We start from the raw sequence: 17,896 nt of genomic DNA, 5'->3' as shown, positions 1-17,896 counted from the left end.
CCGCGGGGCGTGCGCCCCGGTTCCCCGTGGGTGTCCACGGGGAACCGGATCACACGGCCTCGTCGGGGCCACCGCTCTCCTCGTCTGCCGACTTCTCTTCCTTCACGGCCGGCGTCGCCCCGGGCTGGGGCTCGGCCACCGCCACACGGGCGGGCCGGATGGTCCGCTCGCCGATGCGGTACCCCGGCTGCAGGATCGCCACACAGGTCGTCTCGGTGACGTCCGGCGCGTACGAGTGCATCAGGGCCTCGTGGATCGTCGGGTCGAAGGGCTCGCCCTCCTTGCCGAACTGCTGGAGTCCCATCTTGGCGACGACGGTCTCCATCGATTCGGCAACCGACTTGAACCCGCCGACGAGTTCGCCGTGGTCGCGGGCCCGGCCGACGTCGTCGAGCACGGGCAGGAGCTCGGTCAAGAGGCTCGCGATGGCGATCTCCTTGACCGTGACCCGGTCCCGCTCCACGCGGCGGCGGTAGTTCTGATACTCGGCCTGAAGCCGCTGGAGGTCCCCCGTGCGCTCGGACAGCGCGCTGCGGACCTGGTCCAGCTGGGCGGTGAGACCGGCGGTCTCGGCCTGCTTCGGGCCTGTGTTCCGACTTGCGTCCCCGGCCGGGGCCGCCGAGCCCTCCACGGTGGAGTCGGAGTTCTCGGCGGCTGCGGCGGCGTCGTCAGCGGTGGCGCCGGAGGGGACGTCGGGCTTCTCCTCGAAACCCGGGGTCTCCTCCGACATCAGGCCGCGCCACCCTTCGGCTTGTCCTCGTCGACGATCTCGGCGTCGACGACGTCGTCATCGGCCTTGGCCTCGGCGTGCGGGGCGTCGCCGCCCGCGGCCTGGGCGGCCTGGGTGTCGGCGTACATCGCCTGACCGAGCTTCTGGGAGACGGCCGCGACCTTCTCGGTGGCGGTGCGGATCTCCGCGGTGTCGTCGCCCTTGAGCTTCTCCTTCAGCTCGGTGACGGCGGCCTCGACCTCGGTCTTGACCTCACCGGGGACCTTGTCCTCGTTGTCCTTGAGGAACTTCTCCGTCTGGTAGACGAGCTGCTCGCCCTGGTTGCGGCTCTCGGCGGCCTCGCGGCGGCGGTGGTCCTCGTCCGCGTACTGCTCGGCCTCCTGGCGCATCCGGTCGACCTCGTCCTTCGGCAGCGAGGAGCCGCCGGTGACGGTCATCTTCTGCTCCTTGCCCGTGCCCAGGTCCTTCGCGGTCACGTGCATGATGCCGTTGGCGTCGATGTCGAAGGCGACCTCGATCTGCGGGACGCCGCGCGGGGCCGGCGGGAGGCCGGTCAGCTCGAACATGCCGAGCTTCTTGTTGTACGCCGCGATCTCGCGCTCGCCCTGGTAGACCTGGATCTGCACGGACGGCTGGTTGTCCTCGGCCGTCGTGAAGATCTCGGACCGCTTGGTCGGGATCGTGGTGTTGCGCTCGATGAGCTTGGTCATGATGCCGCCCTTGGTCTCGATGCCGAGGGACAGCGGGGTCACGTCGAGGAGCAGGACGTCCTTGACCTCGCCCTTGAGGACACCGGCCTGGAGGGCGGCGCCGATGGCGACGACCTCGTCCGGGTTGACGCCCTTGTTGGCCTCCTGGCCGCCGGTCAGCTCCTTCACGAGCTCGGCGACGGCCGGCATGCGGGTGGAGCCACCCACGAGAACGACGTGGTCGATCTCGGACAGGTTGATGCCCGCGTCCTTGATGACGTTGTGGAACGGCGTCTTGCAGCGCTCGAGGAGGTCGGAGGTGAGCTGCTGGAACTGAGCCCGGGTGAGCTTCTCCTCCAGGTGCAGCGGACCCTCGGCGGAGGCCGTGATGTAGGGCAGGTTGATCGACGTCTCGGTGGAGGAAGACAGCTCGATCTTCGCCTTCTCCGCGGCCTCGCGGAGACGCTGGAGAGCCATCTTGTCCTTGGCCAGGTCGACGCCGTGGCCGTTGGCGAACTGCTTCACCAGGTAGTCGACGACGCGCTGGTCCCAGTCGTCACCACCGAGGTGGTTGTCGCCGTTGGTGGCCTTCACCTCGACGACGCCGTCGCCGATCTCCAGGAGGGACACGTCGAAGGTGCCGCCACCGAGGTCGAAGACGAGGATCGTCTGGTCGTCCTTGTCGAGGCCGTAAGCGAGCGCAGCCGCGGTCGGCTCGTTGACGATGCGCAGGACGTTGAGGCCCGCGATCTCACCGGCCTCCTTGGTGGCCTGACGCTCGGAGTCGTTGAAGTACGCCGGAACGGTGATGACCGCGTCGACGACCTTCTCGCCCAGGTACGCCTCGGCGTCCCGCTTGAGCTTCTGCAGGATGAAGGCGCTCATCTGCTGCGGGTTGAAGCTCTTGCCGTCGATGTCGATCTTCCAGTCGGTGCCCATGTGGCGCTTGACCGACCGGATGGTCCTGTCGACGTTGGTGACCGCCTGGCGCTTGGCGACCTCGCCGACGAGCACCTCGCCGTTCTTCGCGAAGGCGACGACGGACGGCGTGGTCCTGGCGCCTTCGGCGTTGGTGATGACGGTGGGCTCGCCGCCTTCGAGAACGCTGACGACGGAGTTAGTCGTGCCCAGGTCGATGCCGACCGCACGTGCCATTTCGATTCCTCCAGCTGACTTGAGTGGAACTGACTCAAGGATGCACCACCCGCCCCGCCGAGTCAACAGACCTGAGCGAAGGGGGCTCAACTCTTCGCGCTGACTCCCGCTCAAAGACCCGGGATCGAGCGCGTCGGTTCCGGGACGGACCCGCCCGGCCGTGAGAGAGTCCGGGATACCGCAGTCGGGCAAAGCAGGTGTATCCCGCGAATATCCCACGAAAGGGTGTGGGGCATGACGGCCAAGCGTGTACTCGACCTCACGGGCGGACTCAGCCTGCTGCTCCTCCTCGCGCTCCCGATGGCCGCCGTCGCGCTCGCCACCGCCCTCACGGGCGGCCCACACGGCACCCTGCGACGCCGGACGATGGCGGGCAGGGACGGGCGGCCCTTCGTGATACTGACCTTCCGCACCCCCGGGCCGCTCGCGGCCCTCCCCCTGCTCCTCCACGTCGTCCGGGGCCAGATGTCACTCGTGGGACCGTGCCCCCTCACCCCCGGGCACCGCGAGTGCACGGGCGAGGCGCGGCGCCGGCTCTCCGTGCGCCCCGGACTGACCGGCCCGTGGCAGGTCAGCGGACGCTCGGAGCTGCCCTGGGAGGAGCGCGAACTGCTCGACCTCCACTATGTGGACCACCACTGGCTCGGGACGGACCTGGCCGTCCTGGCGCGTACGCTTCCGGCAGTGCGCAGACGCCGCGCGGCGCGGTCCGCCTGAACGTCGCGGCCCTCCGGAAGGGAGGCGCCGGGAGGCAGGGCAAGGCTTGCCTGAGCGACACAGATCACCGCGGGCGCCGCTACAGCGCGGGGCCGGGACGGGGTAATCTCAGCACGGACTGGATAAGTTACCGCTTAGTAGCGCCACACTCGACCGTGCCGGCGCTCCGCCTCGCAGGCCCGCTCGAGGAGCCCCACATGCAACTCGCCGCGATCGTCGTGTCGATCGTCATCACGGTGGTAGCCGTCGCGCTGTTCGGCCGCGCCATCGGCCAGATCTACCGCTTCGTGCGGCTCGGTCAGCCCGTGCCCGCGGGTACGCGCACCGGCGACCCCAAGCAGCGCACCGTCACCCTGGTCAAGGAGTTCCTCGGCCACACCCGGATGAACCGCTGGGGCGTCGTCGGCGTCGCGCACTGGTTCGTGGCGGTCGGCTTCTTCTCCCTGCTGCTCACCATCGTCAACGCCTTCGGCCAGCTCTTCCAGGCCGACTGGCTGATCCCGGTCATCGGCGACTGGCTGCCGTACGAGATCTTCACCGAGTTCCTCGGCCTGATGACCGTCCTCGGCATCGTGACCCTGATCGTGATCCGGCAGCTGAACCGGCCGGGCGGGGCGGGCCGCAAGTCCCGCTTCGCGGGCTCCAAGACCGGCCAGGCGTACTTCGTCGAGGCCGTCATCCTGATCGTCGGCGTCTGCATCATGACGCTGCGCGCCCTGGAAGGCGTCCAGCACCATGTGACCGGCTGGGAGCCGGGCTTCTTCGCCTCGTACCCGCTGATCGCACTGCTCGACGGGCTGGACCTGAGCACGATCCAGCACCTCACCTACTTCTTCGCGGCACTCAAGATCGTCACGTCCTTCACCTGGATGATCACGGTCTCGCTGAACACCAACATGGGCGTCGCGTGGCACCGCTTCCTCGGCTTCCCGAACATCTGGTTCAAGCGCGAGGCCGACGGCTCCACCGCCCTCGGCGCACTCCAGCCGATGACCACCGGCGGCAAGGAGATCGACTGGGAGGACCCGGCCGAGGACGCCGTCTTCGGCGTCTCCCAGGTCGAGCAGTTCTCCTGGAAGGGCATCCTCGACTTCTCCACGTGCACCGAGTGCGGTCGCTGCCAGTCTCAGTGCCCCGCCTGGAACACCGGCAAGCCCCTCTCCCCCAAGCTGCTCATCATGTCGCTGCGCGACCACGCGCACGCCAAGGCCCCGTACCTGCTGGCCGGCGGCGGCAAGGACATGGAGGGCACCGAGCGGGCCACCGAGGAGCAGCTCAAGGACGTCCCCGCCGCGGCCCTGGCCGAAGCCGAACGCCCGCTGATCGGCACCGCCGAGGCCCCTGACAATGTCTTGGGCGGCGTCATCGACCCGGACGTCCTGTGGTCCTGCACCACCTGCGGCGCCTGCGTCGAGCAGTGCCCGGTCGACATCGAGCACATCGACCACATCGTCGACATGCGCCGCTACCAGGTGATGATCGAGTCCGCTTTCCCGTCCGAGGCGGGAACGATGCTCAAGAACCTGGAGAAGAAGGGCAACCCCTGGGGCCTGGCGAAGAAGCAGCGCGTCGAATGGACCAAGGAGGTCGACTTCGAGGTCCCGATCGTCGGCAAGGACGTCGAGGACCTCACCGAGGTCGACTACCTGTACTGGGTCGGCTGCGCCGGCGCCCTGGAGGACCGGGCCAAGAAGACCACCAAGGCCTTCGCCGAGCTGCTGCACATCGCGGGCGTCAAGTTCGCGATCATGGGCGGCGAGGAGAAGTGCACCGGTGACTCGCCCCGCCGCCTGGGCAACGAGCCGCTGTTCCAGCAGCTCGGCCAGGAGAACGTCGCCATGCTGAACATGGCGTTCGGCGAGTCCCTCGACGAGGACGGAGGGGTGGACGAGTCGACGAGGAAGCCCAAGTCGGCCAAGAAGATCGTCGCCACCTGCCCGCACTGCTTCAACACGATCGCCAACGAGTACCCGCAGCTGGGCGGCGAGTTCGAGGTCATCCACCACACCCAGCTGCTCCAGCACCTGATCGACGAGGGCAAGCTGACCCCGGTGACCCCGGTCGACGGCCTGATCACCTACCACGACCCCTGCTACCTGGGCCGCCACAACAAGGTCTACACGCCGCCGCGCGAGATCATGTCCGCCGTCCCCGGCCTGCGCCAGCAGGAGATGCACCGCCACAAGGAGCGCGGCTTCTGCTGCGGTGCCGGCGGTGCCCGGATGTGGATGGAGGAGCGGATCGGCAAGCGCATCAACAACGAGCGCGTCGACGAGGCCCTGTCCCTCGACCCGGACATCGTCTCCACCGCCTGCCCGTTCTGCCTCGTCATGCTGACCGACTCGGTCAACGGCAAGAAGAACGACGGCAAGGCCAAGGAATCCGTCCAGGTCGTGGACGTGGCCCAGCTGCTCCTCGACTCGGTGAAGAAGCCGGCGGAGGACGTCCCGGCGGAACCCGCGCCGGAGCCGGCACAGTAACGCTTCCGGTACGCATGAGGAGGGGCCGTCCCGCGCCGTCGCGCGGGGCGGCCCCTTCCGGCTGCCGCCCCGGGGAGGGGAAGGGGCTTCGGGGCCGCCCCGGCGCCCCTGAACCGTCCCCTGAACGTCCCTGGTACATCCCCTGACGCCCCCTAAGGGATGTCACAGCTCCGTGGCAAAGGAGCGCCCTTCCCGCGGAAGCGGGTACGTTCGAGGGCGTGGCAGGATTCAGGAACGGACGCGGGCGGGACAACCGCCCCCCGCAGCAACAACCGCAGCAGGCGCCGTACGGGTACAACGCGGCCCCACCGCCCTACCCGCAGCAGCAGTGGCCCCAGGGCCCGGGAGGCGGCCAGGGCGCCCCTTACGGGCAGCCGCAGGCACCCCAGGGGCACGGGTCACGGGGACACGGGTCGCACGGGCACGGGTCGCAGGGGCACGGTGAGCCGGAGTACTTCGGCGACCCCTCCCCGCAGCAGCAACAGCGGCACGTCGCGGCGAACAACCCCGGCCACACCCAGATGTTCAGCGTCCACGACGACCCGTACGGTGACGCCGCCTCCCACCACTCGGGCGCGGCCCCCGTGCCCTCCGGCCCCCGTCTGCCGTGGAAGGCGCTGCTGAGCGGGATCGTGCTGCGCCCCGCCCCGACGTTCCTCCGGACGCGGGACCACGCCGTCTGGGGCCCCGCACTGGTCGTCACCTTCCTCTACGGCCTGCTGGCGATCTTCGGATTCGACCAGGCGCGCGAGGAGGCGATCAACGCCACGCTGTCGACGGCGATCCCCTACGTCCTGATGACGGGTGCGGGCTTCGTGGTCGGCGGTCTGATCCTCGGCGCCGTCACGCACACCCTGGCCCGCCAACTGGGCGGCGACGGCTCGTGGCAGCCCACCGTGGGCCTGTCGATGCTGATCATGTCGATCACCGACGCGCCCCGGCTGCTCTTCGCGCTCTTCCTGGGCGGCGAGAACGGCCTGGTGCAGATCATCGGCTGGGCGACCTGGCTGGCGGCGGGAGCCCTCTTCACCCTGATGGTGAGCCGCTCGCACGACCTGCCCTGGCCGAAGGCGCTGGGCGCCTCGGCGATCCAGCTGGTGGCCCTGCTCTCGCTCATCAAGCTCGGCACCCTGTAGGTCGGCCCACACGGGCATACGGGAAGGTCCCCCACCGGACGCGGACGCGCCGACGGGGGACCTTCTCCGCTACCTGATCACCCGCTCACGCGTCGAGGATCTGGCCCTCACGCTTCACGACGGGCGGCTGGACCGACCACGGGAAGTTGATCCACTCATCGGTCTTCTTCCACACGTACTCGCACTTCACGAGGGAGTGCGACTTCTCGTAGACGACCGCGGAGCGGACCTCGGCGACGTGGTCGACGCAGAAGTCGTGGACGAGCTTGAGGGTCTTTCCCGTGTCGGCGACGTCGTCGGCGATCAGGACCTTCTTGTCGGAGAAGTCGATCGCGTTGGGCACGGGTGCCAGCATCACCGGCATCTCCAGCGTCGTGCCGACACCGGTGTAGAACTCCACGTTCACCAGGTGGATGTTCTTGCAGTCGAGGGCGTAGGCCAGACCGCCGGCGACGAAGACGCCGCCGCGGGCGATGGAGAGCACGACGTCGGGCTCGTAGCCGTCGTCGGCGATGGTCTGCGCCAGCTCGCGCACGGCCCGGCCGAAACCCTCGTACGTCAGGTTCTCTCGTACCTCACTCATGCCGCCTGCCGCCTCACACCTGGGTCCGATGGAAGTTCACGAACGAGCGGGAGGCCGTCGGGCCCCGCTGCCCCTGGTAGCGCGAGCCGTACCGCTCGCTGCCGTAGGGGAACTCGGCCGGCGAGCTCAGCCGGAACATGCACAGCTGCCCGATCTTCATTCCCGGCCAGAGCTTGATGGGCAAGGTGGCGAGGTTGGACAGCTCCAGGGTCACGTGCCCGGAGAAACCCGGGTCGATGAACCCGGCGGTGGAGTGCGTGACGAGCCCCAGCCGGCCGAGGGAGCTCTTGCCCTCCAGGCGCGACGCGATGTCGTCCGGCAGGGTGATGACCTCGTAGGTCGAGGCGAGCACGAACTCGCCCGGGTGGAGGATGAACGCCTCGTCACCCTCCGGCTCGACCTCACGGGTCAGGTCGAGCTGTTCCACAGCGGGGTCGATGTGGGGATAGCGGTGGTTCTCGAACACCCGGAAGAAGCGGTCAAGCCTCACGTCGATGCTCGAGGGCTGCACCATGGTTACGTCGTACGGGTCGATGCGCACCCGTCCGGCATCGATCTCGGCCCGGATGTCCTTGTCTGAGAGAAGCACGACCCCACGATACGCAGAGGGCGCGGGCCTCCCCCAATCGGGAAGACTCCGCGCCCGGACATCATCAGCGCTGCTCAAGCTCCACGGGTACCGCGCGCCGCAATCGGGCGCACCGCGGACACCGGAGCAGCCGCCCGGGTCCGATCCGCCCGGCCCCGAGCTGCTGCAACGGGAACGAAGCGGTGCTGAACACGTGCCCTTCGGCACAACGGACGACGGTGCGCTCCATCGAACCCATCAAGTCCCTTCCCCGACAAGTGGTGGACGAGACAGCCACATTAGGGGATCAACAGGACGGCACTCCAGGCGGCACTCCGCCACGGACAGCCACGCCTCGACTTCGGCATGAGGTACAGTATCGGTCTGCGGTACCGATCTTCGGGTCCGCTGCGCGGATGTAGTTTAATGGTAGAACATGAGCTTCCCAAGCTTATAGCGCGGGTTCGATTCCCGTCATCCGCTCTTGAACGAAGGCCCAGGTCAGAGACCTGGGCCTTCGTCGTTGTCTAGACCTGTCGGGGGCTGCCGTGCCCTCCGCGTGCCCCATCTCGCACGAAGGCCCTGTTCGGAGGGCACGTGGCGCACCGTCTCGCACCACCTGCGCCGGAGTGCCCGCCGAAAGGATCGCCGCCTGTCTTGGGAATCGCCACATCCGAGGCCGGCCGCGTGGCTAGCGTGTGGCCTTATGACCGACGCCGCACCCTCCGGGGCGGACCTCCTGACGTATCTGAACCGTCTGGAGTTACGTTTCGACTCGTCCGCTTCCCTGGTCGCATCCGATGCCCACGACGATCCCGCAACGCTGGAATGGCGCTGCCGCGCCGTCCTGCCCCTGTGGGAGCCGGACGATGACGAGGCCGAGGCCGCCAATGCGCGGCTCCTGGCCCCTGGCGTATCGCTGGCCCAGTCGTCTCAGGGTGAGCGCGAGGAGTTGACGATCCTCGCCATGTCCGGCCTCACGCTGGATCTGTGGCGCATCGGGAACGTCTACGAGTCGCTGGACTCGCGCGACGCCGACTACGAGCACTTCGCACCGCTCTTCGACAAGTCGGGGGATCTCGGCCTGCACTCCGATCTGGAGGAGGGCCTGGTGAGCGGTGACCAGGTCGTCATCATCGACCGGGTTCGGATCGCACCGGCATGGCGCGGGTTGGGCGGGGTCGGCCGATTGTTGATCGGCCGGCTGCTCCGCTGGATGGCCGGCCAAGCGGCGCTCGTGGCGACACATCCGTACCCGATCGACATCCCTGTCGCCGAACGGGAGGACACGGCCCGGGAAGCGCGGGAGAAGGCTGTGGTGCAACGCACGTGGCGGTCCTTGGGGTTCGAGCCCTTCCGTGAGGACGTATGGGTGATGCAGCCGCATCTGAGCGCCCATGGAGACGCCGTCGAGCGCCTGGAGACCGCATTCACTCAGCACCTCTGAGCCCGCCCGTACGGCCACACCAGAAGAGAGGACGAACAGGACGGCAATGCGCGAGTTCACCAACCACAGGGCGCGATCCACGCTCAACGCTCTTTGCCGCTTCTACCTGGAGACCCAGGACTTCTCAGTGGGCGTTAAGTCCGATCTTCCTCGGTTCGTGATCGCTCGATCGTGGTACTGATCGCCGTACGAGCGGCCTGGTGGGCATGTCCATGTTGAGATGCGGGGTGTGAAGAGAGAGCCGTACCTCAGCGACTTATCGGACGAGCAGTGGTTGTTGATCGAGCCGATGATCACTGCCTGGAAGCAGGACCGGGTGGCGCGGTCGGCGACCGGCGATCCCGGTTCCTGTGACCTGAGGGAGGTCGTGAATGCGATCTTCTACCAGAACCGGACGGGCTGTCAGTGGCGCTACCTGCCGCATGATCTACCGGCCTGGTCGGCGGTGTTTTACTACTTCAGACTGTGGCGCGAGGACGGCCTCGACCAGCGGATCCAGGAACTCCTGCGCTGCCAGGTGCGCGAGAGAGCCCGGCGATTAGAGGACCCGTCCCTCGTGATCCTCGACACCCGGTCCGTGCGTGCGGCCGCGGGTGTCCCGAAGACCACGACGGGGCTGGACGCCAACAAGAAGGTGTCGGGGCGCAAGCGGGGACTGGCCGTGGATGTTCTGGGGCTGATCATCGGCGTCGTCGTCCTGGCTGCCTCGGCCCACGACAACGCCGCCGGCACCGCCCTGCTCGACCAGGCCGCCGAGCGGTGCGGGATGCGCCTGGAGAAGGCCCTGGTGGACCAGGGCTTCAAGGACGAAGTCGTCATCCACGGTGCGTTGATGGACATCGACGTCGAGGTCGTCCGCCGCAACCCCGCAGACCAGGGCAAAGACTTTGTCCCGCAGCCGAAGCGGTGGGTGGTGGAGCAGACGAACGGCACGCTGCTGCTGCACCGGCGTCTGGCCCGTGAGTACGACCACCGGCCCGACACCTCCGTCTCGCGCGTCTACTGGGCCTCCACCGCGAACATGACCCGCCGCCTCACCACACCGAGTCCCGCCTGGCGTGACTGCCTGGGACTGGCCGCGTGAACGTCGCCGAACTCCTCGCCGGCCTCCAGGCCCAGCACGACGAGGTCACCGCCCGAGCCGCAGAGCTACGCGGTCAGATCGAGCACTTGACCGCTGCCCTGCGCGAGACCGAGGCTCGACTCGTGGACCTGGACACCGCCCGGAAGGTCATCGCAGAGGTCGCGCCGGCAGGAGCCGAACCCGACCCGCCCGAGACGGGCACCGCCTACCAGGCCATCGTCAACGCCTTCAACCAGCACCCCGGCCAGGTGTTCAGAGCCCGTGAGCTGCACGAACTCCTCGGCATGCCCACCGACGAGGCATCCGTCAACGTCACCCGCAGCCGCCTCGGACGCCTCGTCCGCCAAGGCTTCCTCACCCAACCCGGACGAGGCCGCTACCAGAAACGGACTTAACGCCCACTCAGGGAATCGATGCCGTGCCTGTGGGCGGGCGGGTCGGCAGCGTCGCAGCCGTGCCGGGTGTCGACGAGCCGCTGCTGAATGGCTTGAACGACAAGAGAACGCGCGGAAGTCGCCTTCTTATGCGGGGTCCTACCGCTCCCAGAACTCAATCACGCTTAGGACGATACGCATGGTGTCGTCAATGTAATCGACGGCGGCTTCGTCACTCATCTCCTCGATCTTCTTGGGGCAGCCGCTGAGGATGGTGGCCGCGAGGAGCTCCACACGCCAGCGTCGCGCCTGGTCCGGTGGCAGGTCGACGAGTGCGTCCGAGAATCGGTCGGCCAGTGCCTGGATCTCGATGGTTTCCTTATCCTCCAGGGGCGTGAGGCTCTCTCTCAGCTCAACGAACCGCGTCTCGCTGAACGCGTCCAGGAGCTGACGGGTCTCTTGTAGCCGGGCCGCCGGTCGGATAGGAGGAGTCAGTTGTTCCAGTAGGGACAGGGAGGTCAGGAGCTGCTGCTGCCAGACCGTCCAGATGCGGAGTCGCTCGAGCCCCGGTGGTTCGGGCAAGGCTCTCAGCGCCGAATTGAGCCAGGCCGCGGCCGTGTTGCTGATGGACCAGGTGGGGGACCGGACCAGCAGCCAAGCCGGCGAATTGCGGAGGAACTGCCATGCGGGCGGGCGCAGGCTTTGTTGCTCCCGCCTGATCCGCTCGGCGATCCTGATGATCGTTGTCATGTGTCACACCGCCTCATCAGGGACCCTGGCGGAGCAGCTCTGTCTAGCGGTACTGGTGTGGAGTTGAGGGGCTGGTGGGCGTGCCACGGCGAAGGAGCGGGTCATGGCCTCATCGTGGGTGCGATCGAACGGCGTCGAGAGCACCGGCACAGCCTTCCGTGGTTTCTCACCTGTCCGGCGGAGCGTCAGGCAAGGGAGGAGACACGTGTCTGCCTTCGGATCGCAGGCCAGCCCCACGCCGGCCGGGCCTCTCACTTACGGTCGGCGCCTCGGAAGATGTCGACCAGGTCTGTGGCGTTGTACCGGTGGTTGAAGAACAGGGCGACGGCCGCGATAGCGGCGATCCCTTGGAGTGATCCTGTGACGGAGTCCGGCAGGCCGAGCTTGGGGGCGCCGAACAGGATGAGGAGGAACACGGCGGCGGCGCCGGCCACGCGGAGCGCGGTCCGGTCGGTCACCGGCTCGATCTCGTCGACGTCGTCCAGGAGCTGTCCGGTGCGGCCTTCCGCGTATCGCTCGGCGATGGTGAGCAGCATCTCAGTGAGGTCCTTCAGCGCCATGCCCGGGTCTTCGTCGGTGTACTGGCGTTCCTCGGCCCGGCGCAGCGCGCCCACGACCTTCGCGGCGTGGGTCTTGAGTTCACGACGGTGGGGCGGCTTGGGCTTGCCGTGGCGGACCTTCCAGGCCCGTCGTATGACGCGTTCGACGCCGCGCACCGAGACTCGCCGGGCGTCCAGAGGGGACCGTTCACCCATCTCCTGATGGGCTCGGGCGGCGCCGGTGGCGTAGCTGAGGATCACTGCGACCGGCCGGTGCTGCTGCTCGTCATGGTTGTCGACGGCTGGGGCGAACACGACACCGAGGCCGGAGCGCAGCGACGGCGGCAGGCCACCGGTCGGCTCCTTCTTCCTGCGGGCTACCCCGAAGGCGGCGAGGATCGCGGGAAGTAGCCGGCGGGCCATGTCGATCACGACGTATACGAGCATCAGGAACACGAGCGTGGTGGCCGTGTCCCAGGGCTTCTCCCACGGCTGGCCCCACAGCTTCTGTAGGCGGTGTACCAGATCCTCCGCCTGGTCCACGGTGAACAGGACCGCGTCCCTGGTCCCGGCGTAGAGGCTGGCGAGAGGGTCAAGGCCGCTGTACGCCCCTCCCCCTTCCTGTGGGTTCGCGTTCGGTGGGGGCAGCGGTCGGCGGATGACCTCGGAGACCTCCACCGCGTACGAGGCGAGGTAGCCGAAGAAGGCCATGAAGATGAGGCCGACGGGCAGGCCGATCACGGCCTCGTGCCACCAGCGCGTGATGGATTGCTCGATCAGCGGCCTGGTGTGCAGTCCGTTGTCGGGGAGCACCAGGGAGATCGCCTCGTCGGCCCGGGTGAGCGTGTGCCGTGCCAAGCGGACGGTCAGCCGTCTGCGGAGGGTGCGGACTCTGTCGGCCTGTCTCCGCCGCCACCGGCCCACCTTGGACTCGGCGGCGGCGAAGGCGATGGTCGGTACCGCGACGATGACGCCCAGCACCAGTACGCGCGTGGCGATGGTCAGGGCAGTCTCTATGTCACTCAAGCGATGGGACCCCTTACGTCATCAAGTACCTGGAGAATGCGGGCTCTTGATGGATTTCTGACCCTCGTCCATCGGCAATGGAATTGGCAGTCGCTGGGGGAGCGGCGCAAGTCCCTTCCCCCAGCCACTCGTCAGACAAGTCTCAGCACAGGGCGGCTGTCGGGCATCCCCAGCAGCTCACGCACCCTCGCCGGCTTCCAAGCAAGTTCCGCAGCAAGCGCGCGGATCGTCAGTCCAGTGTCCTGTTCCGCCAGCTCGAATGCCTTGCGAAGCATCACCGGCTGTTCCCCGGGGTAACCGCGGACCGATTCCGGGGCGAAGCCCGGCTGGCCGCTGAGGCCCCGGAGCCGCTGGTACGCGCGGCTGATCGTCGCGTCTGAGACGAGCCCGAGTTCCCGGTACCGGTAAATGAGCGAACTCACTGACACGCCCCAGGTCTGGGACAGGCCAGCCAGCTGCGCCAGGTCCACCCGCCGCGACAGCAGAGGGAGGATCGATTTCTGAGGGGTGAGGAACTCTGCGGCAAAAGCATCTGCCTCCCGTTCCAGACGGCTGTCACCGGTGGCACCTGCATGGAGGACCAGGTGCCCAAGCTCGTGGGCCGCGCTGAAGCGATATCGGTAGACATCATCAGCGCGATTGGGGGTGAGCACGACGACAGGACGCAGTAGGCCGGAACTGGAGAAGGCGTCGACCTTGGATGCCGCCTCGTCGGCCTCTACAGGTGCCACCACGATGAGGCCGTGTGACTCCATCCGGCGTGCCAGATGGCGCACCGGTCCATCGCCCAGTCCCCAGTGGCGCCGTAGCGCTCGTGCAGCGCCCACCGGATCGTCAGGTAGATCGACCCCGGGGTACACCTCGCCCCCTGTGAAGCCTGGAAGGTCCACGGGTGGAAGCTGCACCCGCTTCTCAAGGGCATGAGTGAGTTCCCATACCTGCTCGACGAAGCCGAGGGCTCGCTCTCGCTGGGCCCCGGAAGTGGAACGCAGAGCCCGGAAGTGCGCCATGGAGGTATCGACCTTGCCCATCGGCCGGCCAGCGACGAAGAACTGAATCGGCACGTCCAGCACTTCAGCGAGCCGAGGAATCAGCTCAGGGCGAGGGCGGCTGGTGCCCGCCTCGTACTGGCCCACAGCGGCCGCAGACACACCAATGCCGTCTGCGACCTCGCGCTTCGTGAGCCCGGCGAGACGCCGCGCCTGTGTCAGTCGGGGCGCGTGGAAGCCGTCCCAGACCGCTCTCGGCGACGTACCGCCCAGGCTTGTCCCTGGGAGTAGTGGTTGCTCAATCTTCATTGCCCTCAGCAGCGCTCACGAACGTGTCGTACTCGATCTCAGTCTGCGGCGGGGTTCCCGTGGCACGGGCTGCCTCGCTGCGCGTGGACAGCGCCACCTCGGGAAGATCACCAGAGGCGAAGTTATCCCCCGCACGCTGGTCCGGCACCGCATAGAGACGGCTCTCAGCACCGGTCGTGAGGAGAGACTTCTCGGTCACCCAGTGAAGGTTTCCGGCCTCGTCCAGGAGATTAGCCTGCCCCCACCAGGCTCGTTGCAGGCCACTCATGTTCATCTCGTACGGGATGAGGACCAGGCCGGGGCGCGGGTCCCGCTCAGCCAGATCGGCCAGGGATCGCCGGAGAACCAGCTCCTCCCCTTCCACCTTCAACAGCGGATCGGCGACCCAGCGTGGCTTCGGCGCGTCAGTGAGCGCGAACAGCTCCCGCATCACGCGCGACAGCTTCTTCGGCCACTTGTCACCCGGCTCGAAGCCGTCGACCGACTCCACGTGGTAGGGGAAGAGGAGGGTGTTGTGCACCAACGCGAGTTCGTAGAAGGTGCCCGGCTTGATCAGCTCAGTGCCTGGGATACCGAGGTCGAGCACATGCTCGGCGATCCGGTCGTACTGATTGGTCATGCGAGCCGCTCCCGCGGCGAACTTGTGCTTGGACCGACCGGCCACATGCGACTCGAGCATGGCCGACTCGGTGTCGAGAAGCCCCATCTGGATCGCCAGTCGAAGACCGACGACGTCTTCCCCAAAACGAGCACTGGCCCAGGCCGGCATCGGCCCATCGACGTTCGCGTCCACGCACAACTCCGATCCACGACAGCTTGCGTTCCTTGGAGGAGGCTACCGCACAAACTTTAGTTGATCTCGACTTTCTTGCACATCTGCTATTTCTCGGCGGCAAGTCACCTCCACTTCCGCCACCACCGCCAGCTCGTGCGGCCTGGTAGGCGTGCGACTCAGTGCCGCACGCCCACTACCCTTCTCAGGCTTCGCGCGTCAATGGCGGCTTGGCGGCCGCCCGCTGTCGAGCGCCACGGACCTTGGCGTCGATGCCTCCAGCGACCTCCTGCTGGCGGGCGTCGTCGGAGTGCTGGTAGATCATCGCGGCCTTCTCCGAGGACTGGCCGGCGCGGACCATCGTGTCCTTGAGCGTGGCGCCGGACTGGGTGGAGAGGGTGTGGCCCGTGTGCCGGAGGTCGTAGAAGCGGAAGTCCTTCGGCAGGCCGACCTTGGCGCGGGCCTTCGCCCACTTCCGGCCGAAGGTGGTCCGCCGGAACGGTGCTCCCTTCTCTCCGACGAACAGCAGCCCGTCAGGTTCCTTCTCCGCGAACCAGTCCAGGTGCCGCTTGACCTCGATGTAAAGGAAGGCCGGCAGGTGGATGGTGCGCACGCCGGCCGCGGACTTGGTGTCGCCTTCGACACGGCGGCCGGTATTCAGTTCCGGAGCGGCCTCCGTAACCCGCACGGCGAGCGGGTCGAGGGTGACCGAGGCCCGGCGCAGGGCCGCCAGCTCCTCCGGGCGCATCGGGCCATAGGCACCGAGGTACACCATCAGCCGCCAGCGGATCCCGAGGGCCTCGGCGAGGGCGTCGACCTGCTCGACGGTGGCCGTCGTGCGCTCCTTCGCCTTCTCGCTGCCGGCGCCCCTGATCCGGCAGGGGTTGCGCCTGATCAGCTCGTCGTCCGCCGCTGTCTCCATGATCGCCTTGAGCAGGCGGTAGGACTTGGCGACGGTCGTGGCCCCCGTAGCGGCCAAACGCTCGGCCCGCCAGGTCCGCACGGCTGGCGGGGTGATCTCGTCGAGGTCCACCTCGCCGAAGAAGGGGAGGAGGTGCAGCCGCAGGAGGCGGCGGTACAGCTCGTCCGTGGTGGCGGACAGGCCGCGCTCCGCCACCCACTTCAAGGCGTACTCCTCGAAGTTGACCGCTCCGACTTCCGGGTCCACCCAGACGTTGCGCTGGATGTCCGCCTTGGTGAGGGTCAGCCAGTCCTGGGCATCGGTCCTCGTCTCGAAGGTCTCCGGGGCGGTACGTCGGGACCCGTCCGGCGCCCAGTAGCGGGCCTGCCAACGCCCCGAGGGTAGCTGGCGTACGCTGCCGAACTCGCGCCGCCGCTGCGGCTTGCGGCCCGCCATCAGGCCGCCTTCCCGAAGCGGGAGCGCGCTTCGCGGAGGGAGGGGACGGTGCGCTCCTCGACGTACGCGGTCAACACGCTGTCGGCGATGCGGACGTGCTTGCCGAGCTTCACGTAGCGGATCCGGCGTTCCTGGATGAGCCGACGAATGAAGCGGACGCCGGTGCCGAGGCGTTCGGCGGCCTCGTCGACCGTGAGCAGGCGGTCGCTGTTGTTCACCTCCTTCGCCGGGCGGGGCTGGGCGGAGGCATGAGGTATCGCCGTGTGGCGCAAGCGGGGTCCTCTCCTGGCCTCGGCTGGTGGGGCGGCAACCCCGGCCGGGCCGGTGTCGTTCAGGGATGGGATGGGCGTGTGGCTGGCCGGGGTCCTGGGGTTTGCGATCCAGGGCGGCCGGAGGAGCGAGCTACGGCTGGGGCGGCAGTCCGAACTCCTCCTGGTTGATCTTCATGGTGTTCTCGGCGATGGCATTGCTGACCATCACGTCGGCCTCCTCGCGGATGTCCGGATGCTCGTCGAGGTAGGCGACCAGCTCGCCGGTCGCCCGGCGGTACACGTGCTGAGCGCGCTGAGCAGCCAGGTTGGCGGCCACGACGGCGTCGATCAGCTCCATGGCACGGCCGGCTGCGGCGAGGGCTGGCGGGCCGACGAAGTTGGACAGGGACACACCGAAGACGGAGGCGAAGCCGATCGCCTCGTCGAGGTTGATGCGGCGCTTGCCGTTCTCGATCCGCCAGACCGCGGACGGGTTCATCTCGTACCCGGCCTCATTGACGCGATCGGACAGCGTGGTGGTGCTCCAGCCCCGCTTCTCGCGCTCGGCCTTGATTCTCTGCGCGGCGTTGTCCTCGCCTTGGAGCAGCACGCCCTCGGGCGCCTCGTCGTGCTCGTCCTCGGACATCAGCCCCACCTCCTTCCTTTCGCAGCAGCTTCCTGCAATCCGCAGGGACAGGTACCACAGTACATCATCTTCTGCCGCTTGCATAGCCGCTATGCGTATGGCATGGTTGTTCTGCTGGACCGCTGCTATCCGCAGGAGACCGCCAGCACCTAGCCAGACATGCAAAAAGCCCCCCAGTGCTTGCGACACCGAGGGGCTCAAAGCGCAAACCTCACGCCGCCCATCCCTGAACGACTAGCTGCAAGGCCGGGATTGCCGTCCCGTGTGGCCCGCAGATTGAGGAGCTCGATGTCC

Annotated in this window: 17 protein-coding genes and 1 tRNA gene; 7 read left to right on the top strand and 11 right to left on the bottom strand. The window is 67.8% G+C overall.

Annotated features, from left to right (window positions below; all coding sequences use genetic code 11):
• Nucleotides 1–49 precede the first annotated feature (49 nt).
• Nucleotides 50–730, bottom strand: a complete 681-nt coding sequence (grpE, locus tag OG393_RS16680; RefSeq protein ID WP_327375443.1) for a nucleotide exchange factor GrpE — start codon at nt 728–730, stop codon at nt 50–52.
• On the bottom strand, nt 730–2,574 hold the full coding sequence (dnaK, locus tag OG393_RS16675; protein ID WP_327375442.1) for a molecular chaperone DnaK: 1,845 nt from the start codon (nt 2,572–2,574) through the stop codon (nt 730–732). Before dnaK ends, grpE begins: the two co-directional genes overlap by 1 nt.
• Before the next feature lie 234 nt (nt 2,575–2,808).
• Here dnaK and OG393_RS16670 point away from each other — a divergent pair, with 234 nt between their 5' ends.
• The 3 genes from OG393_RS16670 (at nt 2,809) to OG393_RS16660 (ending at nt 6,907) form a co-directional block, all read left to right on the top strand.
• The gene (locus tag OG393_RS16670) at nt 2,809–3,291 is read left to right on the top strand and encodes a sugar transferase (RefSeq protein WP_327375441.1); all 483 of its coding nucleotides are present in this window, start codon (nt 2,809–2,811) and stop codon (nt 3,289–3,291) included.
• Nucleotides 3,292–3,488: 197 nt separating this feature from the next.
• Complete coding sequence (locus OG393_RS16665) at nt 3,489–5,771, top strand: (Fe-S)-binding protein (RefSeq protein ID WP_327375440.1); 2,283 nt, start codon at nt 3,489–3,491, stop codon at nt 5,769–5,771.
• A 218-nt stretch (nt 5,772–5,989) separates the two neighbouring features.
• Nucleotides 5,990–6,907 (top strand): Yip1 family protein, encoded by a 918-nt coding sequence (locus OG393_RS16660; protein ID WP_327375439.1) that lies wholly within the window; start codon nt 5,990–5,992, stop codon nt 6,905–6,907.
• Nucleotides 6,908–6,992: 85 nt separating this feature from the next.
• Here the strand turns inward: OG393_RS16660 and OG393_RS16655 are convergent, their stop codons facing one another.
• Nucleotides 6,993–7,490, bottom strand: a complete 498-nt coding sequence (locus OG393_RS16655; RefSeq protein ID WP_327375438.1) for a phosphoribosyltransferase — start codon at nt 7,488–7,490, stop codon at nt 6,993–6,995.
• A 13-nt stretch (nt 7,491–7,503) separates the two neighbouring features.
• On the bottom strand, nt 7,504–8,079 hold the full coding sequence (gene dcd / locus OG393_RS16650) for a dCTP deaminase (protein WP_327375437.1): 576 nt from the start codon (nt 8,077–8,079) through the stop codon (nt 7,504–7,506).
• Nucleotides 8,080–8,470: 391 nt separating this feature from the next.
• On the opposite strand from dcd, the gene OG393_RS16645 reads away from it, so the two are divergent.
• From OG393_RS16645 to OG393_RS16630, 4 genes are all read left to right on the top strand, one after another.
• Nucleotides 8,471–8,541 (top strand) — tRNA-Gly (locus OG393_RS16645).
• Nucleotides 8,542–8,764: 223 nt separating this feature from the next.
• A complete protein-coding gene (locus OG393_RS16640; RefSeq protein WP_327375436.1) occupies nt 8,765–9,505 on the top strand; it encodes a hypothetical protein in 741 nt (246 codons plus the stop codon).
• Nucleotides 9,506–9,734: 229 nt separating this feature from the next.
• The gene (locus OG393_RS16635) at nt 9,735–10,589 is read left to right on the top strand and encodes an IS5 family transposase (protein WP_442817243.1); all 855 of its coding nucleotides are present in this window, start codon (nt 9,735–9,737) and stop codon (nt 10,587–10,589) included.
• Nucleotides 10,586–10,984, top strand: coding sequence for a hypothetical protein (locus OG393_RS16630; RefSeq protein WP_327375435.1), 399 nt, complete (start codon nt 10,586–10,588; stop codon nt 10,982–10,984). The genes OG393_RS16635 and OG393_RS16630 overlap by 4 nt, the downstream gene beginning before the upstream one ends.
• A 138-nt stretch (nt 10,985–11,122) precedes the next feature.
• Here the strand turns inward: OG393_RS16630 and OG393_RS16625 are convergent, their stop codons facing one another.
• The 7 genes from OG393_RS16625 to OG393_RS16595 all read right to left on the bottom strand — a co-directional run bounded on the left by OG393_RS16625 (nt 11,123) and on the right by OG393_RS16595 (nt 17,602).
• A complete protein-coding gene (locus tag OG393_RS16625) occupies nt 11,123–11,713 on the bottom strand; it encodes a hypothetical protein (protein WP_327375434.1) in 591 nt (196 codons plus the stop codon).
• Between the two features lie 251 nt (nt 11,714–11,964).
• A complete protein-coding gene (locus OG393_RS16620; protein ID WP_327375433.1) occupies nt 11,965–13,278 on the bottom strand; it encodes a hypothetical protein in 1,314 nt (437 codons plus the stop codon).
• A 131-nt stretch (nt 13,279–13,409) separates the two neighbouring features.
• On the bottom strand, nt 13,410–14,576 hold the full coding sequence (locus OG393_RS16615) for a helix-turn-helix domain-containing protein (RefSeq protein WP_327375432.1): 1,167 nt from the start codon (nt 14,574–14,576) through the stop codon (nt 13,410–13,412).
• On the bottom strand, nt 14,566–15,369 hold the full coding sequence (locus OG393_RS16610) for a hypothetical protein (protein ID WP_327375431.1): 804 nt from the start codon (nt 15,367–15,369) through the stop codon (nt 14,566–14,568). The genes OG393_RS16615 and OG393_RS16610 overlap by 11 nt, the downstream gene beginning before the upstream one ends.
• A gap of 184 nt (nt 15,370–15,553) precedes the next feature.
• Entirely contained in the window at nt 15,554–16,705 is a 1,152-nt protein-coding gene (locus OG393_RS16605; RefSeq protein WP_327375430.1) for a tyrosine-type recombinase/integrase, read from the bottom strand.
• Nucleotides 16,705–16,923 (bottom strand): excisionase family DNA-binding protein, encoded by a 219-nt coding sequence (locus tag OG393_RS16600; RefSeq protein WP_327375429.1) that lies wholly within the window; start codon nt 16,921–16,923, stop codon nt 16,705–16,707. The genes OG393_RS16605 and OG393_RS16600 overlap by 1 nt, the downstream gene beginning before the upstream one ends.
• Before the next feature lie 184 nt (nt 16,924–17,107).
• A complete protein-coding gene (locus OG393_RS16595; RefSeq protein ID WP_327375428.1) occupies nt 17,108–17,602 on the bottom strand; it encodes a helix-turn-helix domain-containing protein in 495 nt (164 codons plus the stop codon).
• Between the last annotated feature and the right edge of the window lie 294 nt (nt 17,603–17,896).

It is taken from the genome of Streptomyces sp. NBC_01216 (assembly GCF_035994945.1).
Classification (GTDB): Bacteria; Actinomycetota; Actinomycetes; order Streptomycetales; family Streptomycetaceae; genus Streptomyces.
This window is presented reverse-complemented; position numbering and strand designations above follow the sequence as displayed.